General features: G+C 69.1%; 18 protein-coding genes. 10 read left to right on the top strand and 8 right to left on the bottom strand.

The window, feature by feature from the left end:
• The first annotated feature begins 5 nt into the window (after positions 1–5).
• Positions 6–1,445 (top strand): diguanylate cyclase domain-containing protein, encoded by a 1,440-nt coding sequence (locus ACWGID_RS17460; RefSeq protein ID WP_452197633.1) that lies wholly within the window; start codon positions 6–8, stop codon positions 1,443–1,445.
• Positions 1,446–1,518: 73 nt separating this feature from the next.
• A complete protein-coding gene (locus tag ACWGID_RS17455; protein ID WP_452197631.1) occupies positions 1,519–2,604 on the top strand; it encodes a hypothetical protein in 1,086 nt (361 codons plus the stop codon).
• Positions 2,605–2,694: 90 nt separating this feature from the next.
• Here ACWGID_RS17455 and ACWGID_RS17450 read toward each other — a convergent pair whose 3' ends face one another.
• Both ACWGID_RS17450 and ACWGID_RS17445 read right to left on the bottom strand, forming a co-directional pair.
• A complete protein-coding gene (locus ACWGID_RS17450) occupies positions 2,695–3,177 on the bottom strand; it encodes an N-acetyltransferase family protein (protein ID WP_452197630.1) in 483 nt (160 codons plus the stop codon).
• Between the two features lie 57 nt (positions 3,178–3,234).
• On the bottom strand, positions 3,235–3,459 hold the full coding sequence (locus ACWGID_RS17445; RefSeq protein WP_452197628.1) for an antitoxin VbhA family protein: 225 nt from the start codon (positions 3,457–3,459) through the stop codon (positions 3,235–3,237).
• Positions 3,460–3,626: 167 nt separating this feature from the next.
• Between ACWGID_RS17445 and ACWGID_RS17440 the strand changes: the two genes are divergently transcribed.
• Complete coding sequence (locus ACWGID_RS17440; RefSeq protein ID WP_452197626.1) at positions 3,627–5,207, top strand: alkaline phosphatase D family protein; 1,581 nt, start codon at positions 3,627–3,629, stop codon at positions 5,205–5,207.
• Between the two features lies 1 nt (position 5,208).
• Here the strand turns inward: ACWGID_RS17440 and ACWGID_RS17435 are convergent, their stop codons facing one another.
• The gene (locus ACWGID_RS17435; RefSeq protein WP_452197624.1) at positions 5,209–5,955 is read right to left on the bottom strand and encodes an SDR family NAD(P)-dependent oxidoreductase; all 747 of its coding nucleotides are present in this window, start codon (positions 5,953–5,955) and stop codon (positions 5,209–5,211) included.
• A gap of 86 nt (positions 5,956–6,041) precedes the next feature.
• Between ACWGID_RS17435 and ACWGID_RS17430 the strand changes: the two genes are divergently transcribed.
• Positions 6,042–6,884 (top strand): helix-turn-helix transcriptional regulator, encoded by an 843-nt coding sequence (locus ACWGID_RS17430; protein ID WP_452197623.1) that lies wholly within the window; start codon positions 6,042–6,044, stop codon positions 6,882–6,884.
• Between the two features lie 3 nt (positions 6,885–6,887).
• Here ACWGID_RS17430 and ACWGID_RS17425 read toward each other — a convergent pair whose 3' ends face one another.
• The 3 genes from ACWGID_RS17425 to ACWGID_RS17415 all read right to left on the bottom strand — a co-directional run bounded on the left by ACWGID_RS17425 (position 6,888) and on the right by ACWGID_RS17415 (position 9,475).
• The gene (locus ACWGID_RS17425; protein WP_452197621.1) at positions 6,888–7,700 is read right to left on the bottom strand and encodes a polysaccharide lyase family protein; all 813 of its coding nucleotides are present in this window, start codon (positions 7,698–7,700) and stop codon (positions 6,888–6,890) included.
• On the bottom strand, positions 7,697–9,205 hold the full coding sequence (locus tag ACWGID_RS17420; protein WP_452197619.1) for an alkaline phosphatase D family protein: 1,509 nt from the start codon (positions 9,203–9,205) through the stop codon (positions 7,697–7,699). The genes ACWGID_RS17425 and ACWGID_RS17420 overlap by 4 nt, the downstream gene beginning before the upstream one ends.
• Before the next feature lie 72 nt (positions 9,206–9,277).
• On the bottom strand, positions 9,278–9,475 hold the full coding sequence (locus tag ACWGID_RS17415) for a hypothetical protein (protein ID WP_452197617.1): 198 nt from the start codon (positions 9,473–9,475) through the stop codon (positions 9,278–9,280).
• Between the two features lie 454 nt (positions 9,476–9,929).
• On the opposite strand from ACWGID_RS17415, the gene ACWGID_RS17410 reads away from it, so the two are divergent.
• From ACWGID_RS17410 to ACWGID_RS17395, 4 genes are all read left to right on the top strand, one after another.
• Complete coding sequence (locus ACWGID_RS17410; RefSeq protein ID WP_452197615.1) at positions 9,930–10,802, top strand: aldo/keto reductase; 873 nt, start codon at positions 9,930–9,932, stop codon at positions 10,800–10,802.
• A gap of 78 nt (positions 10,803–10,880) precedes the next feature.
• The gene (locus ACWGID_RS17405) at positions 10,881–11,219 is read left to right on the top strand and encodes a tetratricopeptide repeat protein (RefSeq protein ID WP_452197614.1); all 339 of its coding nucleotides are present in this window, start codon (positions 10,881–10,883) and stop codon (positions 11,217–11,219) included.
• A 183-nt stretch (positions 11,220–11,402) separates the two neighbouring features.
• On the top strand, positions 11,403–12,572 hold the full coding sequence (locus ACWGID_RS17400) for an LLM class flavin-dependent oxidoreductase (protein WP_452197612.1): 1,170 nt from the start codon (positions 11,403–11,405) through the stop codon (positions 12,570–12,572).
• The gene (locus tag ACWGID_RS17395; RefSeq protein WP_452197610.1) at positions 12,569–13,171 is read left to right on the top strand and encodes an FMN reductase; all 603 of its coding nucleotides are present in this window, start codon (positions 12,569–12,571) and stop codon (positions 13,169–13,171) included. The genes ACWGID_RS17400 and ACWGID_RS17395 overlap by 4 nt, the downstream gene beginning before the upstream one ends.
• Positions 13,172–13,261: 90 nt before the next feature.
• On the opposite strand, the gene ACWGID_RS17390 is transcribed toward ACWGID_RS17395, so the two are convergent.
• Positions 13,262–14,026: a TetR/AcrR family transcriptional regulator gene (locus ACWGID_RS17390; protein ID WP_452197609.1), complete on the bottom strand. Its 765-nt coding sequence runs from the start codon at positions 14,024–14,026 to the stop codon at positions 13,262–13,264.
• A gap of 94 nt (positions 14,027–14,120) precedes the next feature.
• On the opposite strand from ACWGID_RS17390, the gene ACWGID_RS17385 reads away from it, so the two are divergent.
• Positions 14,121–15,068: an ATP-binding cassette domain-containing protein gene (locus tag ACWGID_RS17385; RefSeq protein ID WP_452197607.1), complete on the top strand. Its 948-nt coding sequence runs from the start codon at positions 14,121–14,123 to the stop codon at positions 15,066–15,068.
• Positions 15,065–15,859: an ABC transporter permease gene (locus ACWGID_RS17380; RefSeq protein WP_452197605.1), complete on the top strand. Its 795-nt coding sequence runs from the start codon at positions 15,065–15,067 to the stop codon at positions 15,857–15,859. The genes ACWGID_RS17385 and ACWGID_RS17380 overlap by 4 nt, the downstream gene beginning before the upstream one ends.
• 99 nt (positions 15,860–15,958) lie before the next feature.
• Here ACWGID_RS17380 and ACWGID_RS17375 read toward each other — a convergent pair whose 3' ends face one another.
• Positions 15,959–16,726, bottom strand: a complete 768-nt coding sequence (locus ACWGID_RS17375; protein WP_452197603.1) for an SDR family NAD(P)-dependent oxidoreductase — start codon at positions 16,724–16,726, stop codon at positions 15,959–15,961.
• Between the last annotated feature and the right edge of the window lie 42 nt (positions 16,727–16,768).

Below are 16,768 nucleotides of genomic sequence, written 5' to 3'. Positions count from 1 at the left end.
GATCCGTGCAGATCGATCCCACGGTCCGGCTGACCGCCGTCCGGCGCCTGTACGAGGTGAGCACCCGCATGGGTGCCGGGCGGAGCCTGGCCGAGACCCTCCAGGCGGTCGTCGACGGGGTCGTGAACGGCCTCGGCTTCGGGATCGCGGTCCTGAACCTGCGGCACCCGGACGGGAAGTTCGAGGTGATCGCGGTGGCCGGCTCACCGGAGGCCCGGTCGGCGTTGCTCGGCCGGATCAGCGCTCCGGACATCTTCGATACCGAGTTCGCGATCGCGGACGCGTGGGGCAAGCTCCGGTTCGTGCCCCACGAGCGGCTACCGGAAGGTGAGGTGACCGGCTGGGTGCCCGACGTACCGGTGTCCGACGACCCGGACGCCTGGCACCCGCTGGACGCCCTGTTCGCGCCGCTGTACTCCTCCGACGGTGAGCTGGTCGGGATGCTGGCGGTCGACCTGCCGGAGGACCAGCGGCGGCCGGGTCCGGTGCACCGCGAGCTGCTGGAGATCTTCGCCACCCAGGCCGGGCTGGCCATCGACCGGGCCCGGCTGACCGATCAGCTGCGCGCCGAGAAGACCCGGCTGGAGGCCAGCGAGGCGACCTTCCGGCTGGTCTTCGAGGGCGCCGGGAACGGGATGGCGACGATCGCCTTCGACGGTCCCGAGCTGGGGCGGATCCTGCGGGTCAACGACGCCTTCTGCCGGATCACCGGGTACGCCGCGGACCAGCTGCTCGGGGCGCGGATGGCGACGTTCCTCCGCGACCAGGAGCCCGACCAGACCCGGCACGAACTCGAGGACCTCGCCGCGAGCAGCGGCACGTACCGCTTCGAGCGGATCTTCACCCAGCCGAGCGGCAACGAGATCTGGCTCGGCGGCACGGCGGCCCTCGTCGAGCAAGGCAGCGGACAGCCGCGGATCCTGCTCGTCCAGATCGACGACGTCACCGCCCGCAAGGACGCCGAACGCGAGCTCCGCCACCACGCCGCGCACGACCCGCTCACCGGCCTCCCGAACCGCCGGCTCCTCGAGCACCGCTTTACCAAGGTGCTCGAGCGCACTCGCGTCACCGGTCGGCCCGGGGCGCTGCTGTTCTGCGACCTCAACCACTTCAAACTCGTCAACGACGGCTACGGCCACGAGTCCGGCGACCGCGCGCTCCGCGAGATCGCCAACCGCCTCAGCGCGACCGTCCGGCACGGGGACACCGTGGCCCGCCTCGGCGGCGACGAGTTCGCCGTTCTCGCGGAGGACATCGCCGGTGACGACCTCACGGCCCTCATCACCCGCCTCGAGTCCGCCGTCAGCCGCCCGCTCCCGAACATCGCGGTCAAGGTCACCACCAGCGTCGGCACCGTCGCCATCACCCCCACCACCCGCGACCTCGACGCCCTCCTCCACCAGGCCGACCAAGCAATGTACGCCGCCAAACACCGCCGGCCGTAGGAACACAGGCCTGGTGCTGTCCAGCTGAATGTGATTGAAAGGACGCAATCGAACGACCTGGGGGAACGTCTCAATGCGCACACTCATGACCGGGCCGGTCTGGCTCTCGTACGGACAGATCTACGTTGAGAGCGGCGGAGATTTCGCCGATCTCGGCGAGTGCTTCGGCGGACAGCAGAACGGACTGTGTGGTGCCGCGGTCGCCGGCAGGCTGACCCTGATGACTGGGCTGCACACCGGCGAGGTCGACTTCACCGCCGAGCTGCACGATCAGGAACCGGCGATCGACGACACGTGGGAGGACATCGTCGAGGCGTCGTACCGACCGGCTCAGCCACCGACCTTGTCGGGGCTGGACTCGAACGACTGGTGGACGCTTCCGCTCGACCTCGTGGATTACCGGGTCCGGTACTCCGGCTGGGGCATGGATGCGGGCCACCAGGCCGGACCGCCGATGGACGACGAGCCGTTGGTCGACCGCTACCTGCTACAGTTCTGGCCCGCGCAGCCGGCACCCGATCGAGTGGTGAAGCAGACCAGCCGGCAGGCGGCGTACTGGCACGGCTTCGCTCGGGAACAGCCCACCCCAGCGCAGCTCGCCGAACGCAAACAGCAGAAGGCTCGAGAGGCCGAACAGCAGCGGCTCGTCGAGCTGGCGGCGGCGTACGGCGGTGCACTGCCGACCCAGCGGATCGAGAACACCAGGCACGGCCTGGATCTGTCGGCTCTGGACCGAGCATTCGTGGATGCCCTGGAGCAGACCGAGCCGACGACCCTCCGCGACATGGCGCGCTGGGCGGCGCGCCGCGCGTGCGAGGAGGCCGGGTACGCCGCCGAGGAACGGATCGCGGGCGTCCTGGACCGGATGGACAGCGGCGCCGACTGGCTCGACACACTCAACGGACCGCAACCGCCGGTCGAACCCGGGGCCGAGATCCGTGCATCCTCCCAGTTCGTCGCCCGGATGCACGGGTGGTTCGGCGACCGCGACTCCTTCGAGAACACCTCGACGGTGGTCACCTCCACCTTCTCCGAGGACCCGTTCAAGTCCGCGGTCGAGACGATCTGGCTGGCCACCGGACCGTTCGCGGACAAGCAGCGGTTACTCGACGAGCTGCGTCGGGAGTTCTTCGCGAACCGTCGGTATCTCGACAGGTAGTGCACCAGCGAGACGCTGTACGCAGGAGAGCAATCACGCTCAGGTGCACTACCTCAGCACCTGACACCTCCTGTCGAGCTGCCGATCGCCTTACGAACCCAGCTTCGTCAGGGCTTCGTCGGTGAGGCGGTAGACGGTCCATTCGTCCTGGGGTTTGGCGCCGAGGGACTTGTAGAAGTCGATGGCGGGGGTGTTCCAGTTCAGGACGGACCACTCGAGGCGTTCGTAGTTGTTGCTGACGCACTCCTGGGCCAGTGCGGTGAGGAGGGCCTTGCCGAGGCCGGTACCGCGGATCTCGGGGCGGACGAAGAGGTCCTCGAGGTAGATGCCGTGGACGCCGCGCCAGGTGGAGAAGCTGAGGAACCAGATGGCGCAGCCGACCACCTGGCCCTCGTGCTCCGCGACGTGGCAGAAGGCAGCGGGGCTGTCGCCGAACAGGGCGGTCCGCAGCTGGTCCTCGGTCAGGTGGCACTCCTCCGGAGCCCGTTCGTACTCCGCCAGCGCGTACACCAGCTCCACGAGCGCCGGGATGTCCTCCAGCCGGGCACGGCGAATCCGTTCGTCGATCTGCATGCGCCCTATCCTGCCTTGCGGCTCACGGCTCCAGCCCCGGCGTGGGACAGGTAGACGTCACACGCCGCGGGTGACCTTCGACATCGTGCGGCGGATGTACTCCGCGGTGTCGATGCGGCCGAGTTCGCGGTCGACGAGGTCGACGACGTCGTCGCGTTCCGGCTCCCAGTTCTCCACCGGGTTGTTCGCCAACGCATCGCTGACGCGCTGCTTCTGGTCGTCGTCGAGCTGGTCGAACAGATCCGGCCAGCGTTGGGCGTAGCGGCACGGTTCGTAGGCCATGAGGTGACTCCCCGGTAGCGAGCAATTCGGACCACCCTAGCGAAGACCCCCTTCGTAACATCGCCATTCGTTAATTCACCGGCGTCGTCCGTTAACTTTCTCGCCACTCGACGACTGAACACTGACAGCGCTTTCCCCCACCTGACCGCCCTTCATCTGGAGGAACCATGTCCTTGTCACGCCGCCGCTTCCTCGGCTACGGGGGTGCGGGCTCGGCCGCCGTACTGCTCGGCACCGGGGTCTGGGACGCCTCGACCACGTACGCCGCTCCGGCCGGCGCCGGCAACCCGTTCACGCTCGGCGTCGCCTCGGGTGATCCGCAGTACGACGGGGTCGTGCTCTGGACCCGCCTCGCCACCGACCCGTACGCCGTCGACGGGAAGGGCGGGATGCCCGCGCGCCCGGTCCGCGTCGAGTACGAGGTCGCGTACGACGAGGCGTTCCGGCACGTCGTACGGCGGGGCAGCGTCATCGCGACCCCGGAGCTCGGGCATTCGGTGCACCCCGAGGTTCGCGGCCTGCTGCCCGACCACGTGTACTACTACCGCTTCCGCACCGGGCGTGAGGTGTCGCCGACCGGCCGGACCCGGACCACACCGCACCCGCTGACGTCGCCGCGCGAGCTGCGGTTCGCGTTCGCGTCGTGCAACGCGTGGCAGGACGGGTATTTCACGGCGTACGAGCACATGGCTCAGGAGGACCTCGATCTCGTCGTCCACCTCGGCGACTACATCTACGAGTCGGGCGTGAAGACGAACAAGCGTGGCGTCACGACCGACCCGCGGTTCCACACCGAGACGTTCGACCTCGCGCGGTACCGCCTGCAGTACTCGCTTTACAAGACCGAGGCGCCGCTGCAGGCCGCGCACGCGGCGCACCCGTGGATCCACACCTTCGACGACCACGAGGTGGAGAACAACTGGGCCGGCGATATCTCCCAGGTCGACACTGAGCCGGACCAGGACCCGGCGGTGTTCCGCCAGCGTCGCGCGCAGGCCTTCCAGGCGATGTACGAGAACCTGCCGGTGCGGCACGAGCAGATGCCGAACGGGCCGGAGATCCGTTACCACCGGCGGCTCCCGTACGGCCGGCTCGCGGACTTCACCATCCTGGACACCCGCCAGTACCGCACCGACCAGCCGTGCGGTGACGGCGACTCGTCCACCTGTGACGACCGCTTCAACCCGGACAACACCATGCTGGGCGGCAAGCAGCGCGCCTGGCTGCTGGACGGGTTCCGCCAGTCGAAGGCCCGCTGGCAGGTGATCGGCAACCAGACCCCGATGGGTCAGACCGACTGGACGCCCGGCCCGGAGACGCACGTCTGGCTGGACCCGTGGGACGGTTATGTTGCCGAGCGCAACAAGGTGCTCGCGGCCGCGCAGGACAGCGGCGTCCGGAACCTGGTCGTCATCACCGGCGACCGGCACCAGAACTACGCCCTCGAGCTGAAGCGCGACTTCGCGAACCCGGACTCCGCCACGGTCGGCACCGAGTTCGTCGGGACGTCGGTCACCAGCGGCGGCAACGGTGCCGACACGACCGACCAGGGGCAGCAGTTCCTGGCCGCGAACCCGCACCTGAAGTTCTTCAACTCGCAGCGCGGGTACGTCCGGGTCACGGTCGACCAGAAGCAGTGGCGCTCCGACTTCCGTGTGCTCCCGTATGTCGAGACGCCGAACGCCCCGATCAGCACGCGGGCGACGTACGTCGTGGAGGACCGCCGCGCCAACGTGCACCAGATGTGAGTCAGACGCCCAGGCCGCCGTCCACGCGCAGCACGGCACCGGTGACGAACGACGCCCGGTCGCTGAGCAGCCAGGCGGCGGCCTGGGCAACCTCGATCGGCTCGGCACCCCGGCCGAGCGGGGTCTGCGTGATCAGCCCGTCGATCACGCCGGGCGTCGCGCGGTCCCAGTCCTGCAGCATCTCGGTCAGCGTCGTGCCGGGCGCGATCGCGTTCACCCGGATGTTCTCCGGGGCGTAGGTGATCGCGGCCGACTCGGTGAGACTGTTCACCGCCCGCTTCAGCGCCCCGTACGCCGGGAGCGCGGGATTGCCGGCGAAGGCGCCGACGCTCGACGTGTTCACGATGCTGCCGTGCCCGGCGCCGGCCCGGATCGCGGCGATCTCGGCGACCATCGCGGTCCACAGGCCGCGGAAGTTCACGGCGTACACCTGGTCGAGTGCGTCCTGGCCGAGGCCGTCCATCGGGCCCGGCTGCTGACCGATGGCCCCGTTGTTGAAAGCGGCGTCCAGACGCCCGTACTCCGCCACGGTCCGGTCGACCGCGGCGCGGACCGAGTCCGGGTCGGCGAGGTCGCAGACGACGTACCGCGCGTCGAGTTCCTTGGCGACGGCCGCGATCTCGGATTCGGTGCGGGCGGCGAGCATCACCTGCGCGCCTTCGGCGGCGAACAGCCGGGCCGCCGCGGCGCCGATCCCGCGGCCGGCGCCGGTGACGAGGATGACCTTGTTGTCGAGAAGTTTGTCCATGCCTTCGAGCCTTCGCGTCCCGCGGACCGGTAACCAGGCATCGGTTGTACCTGGTTGAGCCGTCCCGACCGGGCACACTGGAAGGCGTGGACAAGTCGGGACTGGCGGCATTCCTCCGTAGCCGGCGGGAGCGGGTCACCCCTGGCGACGTCGGCCTGCCCGCCGGCCGCAGACGCCGTACGCCGGGACTGCGGCGCGAGGAGGTCGCGCAACTCGCGTACATCTCCACGGAGTACTACACCCGACTGGAACAGGCCCGCGCGCCGCATCCGTCCAGCGAGGTCCTCGCCGGACTGTCGCGGGCGCTCCGGCTGAACGATGCCGAGCGCGACCATCTGCACCAGCTGGCCGGTGCGCCGCCGGTACGCCCTGTCGGACCGCCGCGGGAGGTGCGGCAGTCCATCCTCGACCTCCTCGACCGGCTGCCGAACGCGGCCGCGATCGTGCTCTCGGCGTCCTACGAGGTGATCGCCTGGAACCACCTCGCAGCGGCACTGATGGAGGACTTCTCGACCCGCTCCCGCCCCGAGCGGAACCTGCTCCGCCGCTCATTCCTCAGCGGCGACAGGCACGTGTACTCCGTGGTGGACGGCGAGCGCTTCGCCCGGAGCGCGGTCAACCACCTGCGCGCGACCGCCGCGCGGTACCCCGACGATCCGGAGATCCGCGAACTGATCGCCGACCTGCTGGCCGGCAGCCCGGAGTTCGCCGAGCGGTGGGCGGCCCATGAGATCGCGGCCGAGCCGATGCTGTGCAAGTCCTTCCAGCACCCGTTGGTGGGGCTGGTCACGGTGAATTGCGACGCCCTGGCGATCCCCGACTGCGACCAGCAGCTGATCATCTACACCGCGACCCCGGGCTCCCCGTCCGAGGAGGCGCTCCGCCTGCTGTCCGTCGTCGGGACCCAGCGGCTCGACCTCCCCGGCTGACCCTCACCGTCTCGCGAAGATCCCCAGCGCGTCGTAGGCGATCCACGATCCCTGGTCCTTGAACAGTTCAAGCACGTTCTGACCGGCGCGGAACAGTGCCCTGGGCAACGGCACCTCGAGGTACGACGGCTTCAGCGGCGACCCCGGGTACGTGCTGTCCGCGATCGTGGACCCCTTCGTCGCGCCGTTCGCGAACGTCAGGCGGCCGAACTCCGTGCCGTTGACCGTGAGCAGCGCCGACGCCGCGAGACTGGCATGACTGTCGATCAGCCACAGCGCCAGGTCGAGATCCTGTTCCGGTACGGCGGGCAGGTCGAAGCGGAACGTCGCGCGGTGATTCTTCGTCCCGGCCCACTTGTCGGCCGGCCCGGGCAGCAGGTAGGACCAGTCGGCGGCGGGCGTCGACGTACCGACCGTGTAGTCGACGTCGGACGGGAAGACGGTCGGGTACTGCGCGTAGCCCTTCGGCGAGAGGGCCAGCTCCGAGCCCTTGCCGTCGAAGGTGCCGACGGTCGCGACCGGCGTACCGGAGACGGTGACCGAGGTCTGGTTGGCGACCGCGGCGGCGCGGGAGCGGGCGGATTTGTTGCCTGTGGCATCGACGGTGACGATCGCGTAGGACCTGGTGACGCCGGTGAAGCCGAGGCCGCGGTGGACGAAGTGTGGGTAGACGGTCTTGCCGATCAGCGCGCCGTCGGCGTACACCGCGTAGTGGTCGACGACGGTGGCCCAGGAGACGGGTTTCCAATCGAGGGTGACGATGCCGATGGAGCCGGTGCCGTGCAGGCCGGTGATCGCCGGCGGACGGGTGGTCACAGTGCCTCCAGGCTGGGAGCGTCAACGGCGGTCCGGAAACGCGCCAGCACGTTCGGCTGAGCGTTCGCATCGGCTTGGATATAAGGGAAGTTCACGAACTCGGTGGTCAGTTCGGAGCGCATCATCGTGCTGTGCACGTAGCCGCGGCGGGCGTTGTAGAGCTTCATGTACGGGTGCTGCAGCCAGTCCTTGGCGTACGTGTCCGTGTCGGTGCCGTCGCCATTGGAGCCGACGGACGAGCAGACGAGTTCCACGCCGACCGTGCGGTCGTTCAGCTGCAGCTCGGACGCGACATGACGGTGGATGTCGCCGGTGAGCATCACCGAGGTCCCGGCGCCGCTCATCGCCTCCAGCACGCGGCGGCGGTTGGCCGGGTAGCCGTCCCACTGCTCGGTGCGGTCGTCGGTGACGGCGCTCAGGACGACACCGCCCGCCACGATGTTCCACGGCGCCTGCGACGTGCGGAGTCCGTCGTACAGCCAGGCCTCTTGCTCGGCGCCCATGATCGTGCGCTGCTCCGAGACGCGGTCGGCTTCGTCGACGGGGAGCGGGTCGCGGTACTGGCGGGTGTCGAGCAGGTGGACCCGGGCCAGCGAGCCCACGTCGTACCGGCGGTAGATCCGGCCGTCGGGGCCGTTCGGGAGACTGTCGAGGGCGATCGGGACGTTCTCGTAGTACGCGCGGTACGCGACCGCGCGGCGGTGAACGAAGAGTTCGGGCGGGACGCCGTACAGCGAGTTGGCGGCGCCGTAGTTGTTCTGCACCTCGTGGTCGTCCCAGACCAGGAACCAGGGCGCGGCCGCGTGCGCCGCCTGGAGATCGGGGTCGGTCTTGAAGAGGCTGTAGCGCAGGCGGTACTGCTCGAGTGTCTCGATCTCGACGCCGTGCTCGGGCCCGACGGTGACACCCGCGCGCCACAAGTTGTCCCCGGCAACGATTCCGTACTCGTAGATGTAGTCGCCGAGGAAGAACACTGCGTCCGGCGCTCGGCGGGCGATGTCGCGGTGCGCCGCGAAGTACCCGTGGTACCAGGCCTGGCAGGACGCGGTCGCGAAGGTGAACTGATCGCCGCTCGTCGGCAGGGTCTTCGTGCGGCCGACCGGGCTGAGTTGGCTGCCGACACGGAACCGGTAGAAGTACTCGCGGCCCGGGCGGAGGCCACGCACCTCGGGATGGACGGCGTGCGCCAGGTCAGGCGTCGCGATCGCGAGCCCACGCCGTACGACGTGCTGGAAACGATCGTCCTCGGCCACCTCGTACTGCACCGGGACGTTGGCGGCCGGCATGCCGCCGTGGCCGTCGGTGGCGAGTGGGTTCGGGGCGAGCCGGGTCCACAGGACGAAGCCGTCCGGTCGTGGATCGCCGGACGCGACACCGAGGGCGAAGGCGCCGTCGGGGATCGGGCGGGCCGGCGTGGCGTCGGCACTGGCCGGCGCGGCGACGCCGAGCGCGACCGAGGCGGCACTCAGGCCGGTCAACTGGAGGAAGGTACGACGGGACGGCACGGGCGGCTCCGTTCCTCAGGCGAGTTTCGCCATATTCTTACGTAACCACCCTGCGATTTGTAAGCCCTTGACTTATCGAGCCGGCCCGCCATTCTGGGTCCCCAGCTGTACCTGCTCGATCGTGTACTTCATCCTGCCCCGCACCTGCGCGACAACCTCCGGATCAGGCGCCACGTCCAGTCGACCGTCCGCTCGGTCGGCGGCCTCGGCGATCAGGTTTGCGGCGCGATCCAACGTCTCGTCGACGGGGCCCGTGGCCAGTGTGGTCATGAGTCGGCCGTGGTCGATCTGATCCTGGATCGGCGCCCAGTGCTCGTAGCTGTCCCGAGAGAGTCCCTCCGCGAAACCGCGAGACACCTCGCTGACCGCGTGGGCAGGTAGAGCAGTTCGTCAGGCCCGGTACCGGCTCGCTGGGCGGCGCTGGCGTTCAGCACCGCGTCCGGATACCAGGAAATCCCTCCGGTCTGATCCGGTCCACGGTCGGCGACCTTGGCAGCCGCATCGCGAAGCATGGACCGCCACCACTTGACGGTTGGCCGGTCGGACGCTGCCGGGCCGTCCTGCATTTGCGTCATCGGCTTCCTTCGAGTCGGGGGGAGGTCGCCGGTAGGGTGCCATGCTGTCCGGGTCACGCGACGTGGCTCGGCGATTCAGAAGCCGCACCGATCGGGGCGATTGAGTTTTCCTGTTGGTGTACTGAGTTCGGTCGCGCAAGGCTGGGTCCATGGCTGACACGAACAAGACCCGCCGGATCGGTGACGTCGAGGTGTCCGCGATCGGGCTCGGCGGGATGCCGATGTCGATCGAGGGGCGTCCGGACGAGGACCGGTCGATCGCGACCATCCACGCCGCACTCGACGCCGGGATCACGCTGATCGACACCGCCGACGCGTACCACCTAACCGCGACCGACGACGGTCACAACGAGACCTTGATCGCCAAGGCGCTGGCGTCGTACGGCGCCGACACGTCGAACGTGCTCGTCGCGACCAAGGGCGGCCACCTTCGCCCCGGTGACGGCAGCTGGACGCAGGATGGCTCCCCGAAGCACCTGGCCGCCGCGGCCGAGGCGTCGCTGAAGCGGCTCGGCGTCGACGCGATCGGGCTGTACCAGTTCCACCGGCCGGACCCGAAGACGCCGTACGAGGACTCGATGGGCGCGATCCGGGACCTGCTCGACGCCGGGAAGATCCGGATGGCCGGCATCTCGAACGCGAACCCGTCGCAGATCAAGCAGGCCAACGAGATCCTCGGCGGCCGCCTGGTCTCGGTGCAGAACCAGTTCTCGCCGAAGTTCCGGTCGAGCGAGCCCGAACTCGAACTGTGCGACTCGCTCGGGATCGCGTTCCTCCCGTGGTCGCCGCTCGGCGGCATCTCGAACGCCGCTGAGCTCGGGGCGAAGTACCCGGCCTTCCAGACCCTCGCCTCCGAGCTGGGCGTCTCGCCGCAGAAGCTGACCCTGGCGTGGATGCTGGCGAAGTCGCCGTACGTCATCCCGATTCCCGGCTCCAGCCGCCCGGAGACCATCCGCGACTCGTACAGCGCGATCGACTTCACGCTGACCCCCGACCAGGTCGCCACCCTCGACGCGGCCTGAGCGAAGCAGCGGCTGACCGAGGCCCCGGCCGGACCGAGGCCCCGGCATAACTGAGGCCGGGGCCGCGTTGAGGCGGGCATGGAAGACATGCGTGCACTCAGCTACGGCCTCGGCCGGCAGTACTTCGAGGAGCGCGACTACCGGGGCGCCATTCGCGCGCTGCGGCCGGTGGTCGACGAGACCCCGGACGACGTCGGCACGCGGCTGCTCCTGGCCCGGGCCTACTACCACGCGGCGCTCCTGAAGCCCGCCGAGGAACACCTCCTCGAGATCATCGACCGCGAACCCACGGAGTACTACGCCCACCTCATGCTGGCCCGAACCTTCGAACGCCAGTCCCGCCCCGAAAACGCCACCAAACACCGCCGAATCGCCGCCGCCCTCACCGGCGACGACGAACTGCTCCAGCCGCACTGAGCCGGACCCCGGGCACTCAGTAACCGCTCGAATCGACGCCGACCCCGCCGCGCCCCCGCGTGGCGTTGGGTCGGCGTTGGTGTTTGGTGAGTGGTGGGGGTCCGGCGGAATGCCGGGGCGGGGATTGGCGTTCTGGGTGGCATCAGTAGTTTAATAGTGAACTACCTAGGCGAGGAGAGACGGATGCAGTTCGGGGTGTTCAGCGTTGGGGACGTGACTGAGGACCCGACGACCGGGGTCACGGTCAGTGAGGGTGAGCGGATCAAGGCGATGGTCGCGATCGCGCTCAAGGCCGAAGAGGTCGGGCTCGACGTGTTCGCGCAGGGTGAGCACCACAACCCGCCGTTCGTGCCGTCGTCACCGACCACCCAGCTCGGGTACGTCGCGGCGCAGACGTCGAAGATCATTCTGTCCACGTCGACGACCCTGATCACCACCAACGACCCGGTGAAGATCGCCGAGGACTACGCGATGCTGCAGCACCTGGCCGACGGCCGGGTGGACCTGATGATGGGCCGCGGCAACACCGGTCCGGTGTACCCGTGGTTCGGGCAGGACATCCGCAACGGGATCGCGCTCGCCATCGAGAACTACGCGCTGCTCCGCCGGCTCTGGCGTGAGGACGTCGTGGACTGGGAAGGCAAGTTCCGTACGCCGCTGCAGGCGTTCACGTCGACGCCGCGGCCACTGGACGACGTACCGCCGTTCGTCTGGCACGGGTCGATCCGCTCGCCGGAGATCGCCGAGCAGGCGGCGTACTACGGGGATGGGTTCTTCCACAACAACATCTTCTGGCCGATGTCGCACACCAAGCAGATGATCGACCTGTACCGTCGCCGCTTCGAGCACTACGGGCACGGCGCCGCGGACCAGGCGATCGTCGGACTCGGCGGTCAGGTCTTCATGCGGAAGAACTCCCAGGACGCGGTCCGCGAGTTCCGGCCGTACTTCGACAACGCGCCGGTGTACGGGCACGGGCCCTCACTGGAGGACTTCAGCCGGGAGACGCCGTTGACCGTCGGCAGCCCACAGCAGGTGATCGAGCGGACCCTGGGGTTCCGGGAGCACGTCGGCGACTACCAGCGGCAGCTGTTCCTGATGGACCACGCCGGGTTGCCGTTGAAGACGGTGCTCGAGCAGCTGGACATCCTGGGCGAAGAGGTCGTTCCGGTACTGCGGAAGGAGTTCGCCGCGCTGAAGCCGGCGCACGTACCGGACGCGCCGACGCACGCTTCACTGAAGGCCGCGGCCGAGCGGGCCCGCGACCTGGAGACGATCGCGGAGCCGGCCGCCGTGGCTGAGCCGACCCCCGAGCCGACCGCTGAGCCGACCGCCGAGGAGCGGACCCGATGAACGAGAAGGTCATCGCCGTCGTGACGGCCGGGCTGACGACGCCGTCGTCGTCCCGGCTGCTCGCCGACCAGCTGGCAGACGCCGTGCGGGACGAGTTGTCCGGGCGCGGGATCGACTCGCGGATCGAGCTGATCGAGGTTCGCGATCACGCCCACGACCTGACCAACAACCTGCTCACCGGCTTCCCGTCGGCCGCGTTGCGCGAGGTACTGGAGACAGTCGCCGGCGCGGATGCGCTGATCGTGGTGAGCCCGACGTTCAGCGCGTCGTACTCCGGTCTGTTCAAGATGTTCTTCGACGTGCTCGACGACAAGGCGCTGGCCGGTAAGCCGGTCCTGCTGGCCGCGACCGGCGGGACCGAGCGGCATTCGCTCGTCCTGGAGTTCGCGCTGCGGCCACTGTTCGCCTACCTGAAGGCGCTCCCGGTCGCGACCGCCGTGTACGCCGCGTCGACCGACTGGGGCCCGAACGCCAGCGGCTTGCGCACCCGCATCAGCCAGGCGGCCGGCGAGCTGGTCGCGGCCTTGCACAACGAGACGCCCGCACAGACGGACCCGTTCGCCAACCCGACCCCGTTCGAGGACCTGCTCAACGGATAGGCGGACCGCCAGGCCATCACAATCCCAGCACTCGACCGCAGGTGAGCGGGGCGTCGCCGCATTCGGGCGATTGTGATGGCCTGGGGATCCTCAGGCCCGCTCGTCGATGAGTAGGGCGATCCCGTCCAGGATCCGAGCCAGGCCGAAGGTGAGGGCGTGGGCGGGATCGAGGGCGGATTGGAAGTGTTCGCCCACCGCCGTGCCGACTCGGCCGGCGGTGGGGAAGTGCGTGCCGGACATCACTGTCGTGAGGGTCGGCGAGATCTGACGCCACCACTCCTCGTCACTCAGGCCTGAGTCCCGCTGGAGCCTGAGTTGCTCGGCGCCGGCCCGGGCAGTGCCTTGGACGTGAGTGAGGACGAGCGCCAGCGCCGAGTCCATCTCGACGTCCGTCAGGCCGAGACCGTCGAGCGGGCGGAGCTCGGCCTCGTACTTGCGGGTGATGTTCGGACCCAACGCGTTCCGCATCGTCGGGACCTCGTGGATCCACGGGTGCGCGGTCAGGATCTCCCAGTTGCGGCGCGCGATGAACTCGAGCGCGCCGCGCCAGCCGCCGGGTTGACCGGCCGGCTCGTCGACGTCGGCGTACAGGTCGCCGTACACCTGGTCGAACATCAGGTCGGTCAGCTCGCCCTTGCCGGGGACGTGCGTGTACAGCGACATCGTCCCGACCTTCAGCCGCTCGGCGACCATCCGCATCGAGAGCGCTTCAAGACCCTCGGCGTCTGCCAGCTCGACCGCGGCGTCCACGATCGCGCGCACTGTGAGACCGGACCGGCCGGGCTTCGTGTGGCTGCCCCAGAGCAGCGCCAGACTGCGCGCCGGATCGGGCGCCGCCGCCTTTCTTCCCGCCACCGGAACCTTCTTCCGCCGCTCGTCGTTGACCGCATCGTACCTGAGCCGTACATTGTACGGTACACTCTACGGCTCAACGACCCGAGAGGTGGGAATGACGACGGAACGAGTGATCGAGGCCGCCGGTGTCCGGAAGAACTACCGCGGCGGCACGGAGGGTGCGGGGCTGAACGGCTTCGACCTGGAGGTCACGGCCGGCACGGTGACGGGCCTGCTCGGCCCGAACGGCGCCGGCAAGACGACGGTGGTGCGGATCCTGTCCACACTGCTCGAGATGGATTCCGGTACGGCGACGATCGCGGGGTACGACGTACGCCGGCAAGGAGCGGAGGTACGGCGGCGGATCGGGCTGGTGGGGCAGTACGCGGCTGTGGACGAAGTACTCACCGGGCGGCAGAACCTGGTGATGTTCGGGCGGTTGAACCATCTGAAGAACGCGAGGCGCCGGGCGGACGAACTGCTCGAGCAGTTCAGCCTGACCGAGGCGGCCGGGCAGGCGGTGAGCAAGTACTCCGGCGGCATGCGGCGACGGCTCGACCTCGCGGCGAGTCTGATCGTGGCGCCGCGGGTGCTGTTCGTGGACGAGCCGACGACGGGGCTCGATCCGGCGGCGCGGATCGAGGTGTGGAACGCCGTACGGCAGCTGGTCGACGGCGGTACGACGGTGTTGCTGACGACGCAGTACCTGGAGGAGGCGGATCAGCTGGCGAACCGGATCTCGATGCTGAAGGCGGGAAAGGTCGTCGCGGAGGGCACACCGGACGAGTTGAAGACGCAGCTCGGGTCGGACTGGCTCGATCTGGTGCTCGCCGATCCGGCCGACGTACGGCGGGTGGTCGAGCTGGCGGGATCGCTGGCGGACGGCGAGATCCGGGTGGCCGACGTACGGGTGAGTGTGCCGGTGAAGGACCGGACGAAGGCGCTGGTAGTGATGGCGAACTCGTTGCACGAGGCAAAGATCGAACCGGAGGACATCACGTTGCGGAGGCCGACACTCGACGAGGTGTTCCTGCACCTGACCGGAGCGGAGGTGGCGGCGTGACGGGGCTTGGGTACGCGCTCGCGGACAGTTGGACGATCGCGCGGCGGACGTTGACGCACTGGCGGATGCAGCCGGGGCTGGTGGTGTTCCAGTGGTTCTTCCCGGTGCTGATGTTGCTGATGTTCGGCGCGTTGCTCGGCGGAGCGATGGAGTCCCCCGAGGGTTCGTCGTACTACGAGTTGCTGGTGCCCGGGATCTTCGCGCTGGCGATGCTCTTCGGGCTGGAGGGCACGATGACCGCGGTCACCACCGACGTGTCGAAGGGCGTGACGGATCGCTTCCGGTCGTTGCCGATGAGTTCGGCGGCCGTGGTGCTGGGGCGGTGCATCGCCGACATGCTGGACTCGGCGGTGACGCTGGTCGTGCTGGTCGGGACCGGTCTCGCGCTCGGGTGGCGCTGGCACGAGGGGCTGCCGTCCGCGCTGGCCGCGTTCGGGTTGCTGCTCCTGCTCCGGTTCGCGCTGCTGTGGGTCGGGATCTTCATCGGCCTGACGGTGAAGAACGCGCAGAGCGTCACGATGGTGCAGGTCGTGGTCTGGCCGATCGGGTTCCTCTCCAGCGCGTTCGTCGCGACGTCGACGATGCCCGTCTGGTTGGGGACGATCGCCCAGTGGAACCCGCTCTCGGCCACGGCCACCGCGGCCCGGTCCCTGTTCGGCAACCCTGATCCGTCAGCCACCGCGACCTGGATCGGCACCCACGCCGGCCTGGCCGCGGTCATCGGACCGCTGCTGCTGACCGCGGTCTTCCTGCCGCTGTCCGCCCACCGCTTCCGCACCCTCTCGCGATAAGGCGGACGCCCACCACTCACCAACCGCCGCTCAACCGGGTGCCGACCGGCGACCCGAGCGTGGGACCGGATGGTTGGTGAGTGGTGCAGGTCCGCATGCTCACGGCGTCAGCTGGCCGCCGTTGATCTCGATGATCTGACCGGTGACGTACGACGCCATCCGGTCGGAGGCGAGGAAGAGGATCGTGCCGACGCACTCGTGCGGAGTACCGGTCCGGCCCATCGGGATGGTGGCCAGCATCGCCTGCATCTGGGCGTCGGCGGTGTGGCGGTCGTGGAACGGGGTCGCGATCACGCCGGGCGCGATCGCGTTCACCCGGATACCCTCCGCGGCGAGCTCCTTGGCGAGACCGCGGGTGAACGTGCTGACCGCGCCCTTCGAGGTCGCGTACACGACCGACCCGCCGGCGCCGCCGGTCCGCCCGGCGATCGAGGTGACGTTGATGATCGACCCGTTGCCCTGCGCGCGGAACACCGGCACGATCCGCCGGCTGAGCGCGAACACCGAGGTCAGGTTGACGTCCAGGATCCGGTGGAACTCCTCGTCCGGTACGTCGGCGATCGCGGACCGGTTCACCAGGTCACCGGCGTTGTTCACCAGGACGTCGATCCGCCCGTGCTGGGCGAGCACCTCGTCGATGAACGCGTCGGCGGATTTCGGGTCCGCGAGGTCCGCCTGGTGCAGGGACGCCGCACCGCCGGCTGTCTGCACCGCGCCCACGGTGTGCTTCGCGCCGTCGGAATTGCGGTGGTAGTGCAGCGCGACCGTGGCTCCCGTCTCCGCGAAGCCCACCGCCGCCGCGGCCCCGATCCCGCTGCTGGCCCCGGTCACCACGACAACCTGATCCCTGAAATCCAGATATCCCATGGGCCCTATCCTCTCCCAGCCGATCGGGACCGGTGGGAACGC

Source organism: Kribbella sp. NPDC054772 (assembly GCF_053611945.1).
Note: the sequence above shows the minus strand (reverse complement) of the source record. Positions and strands in the feature narration are given on the sequence as shown.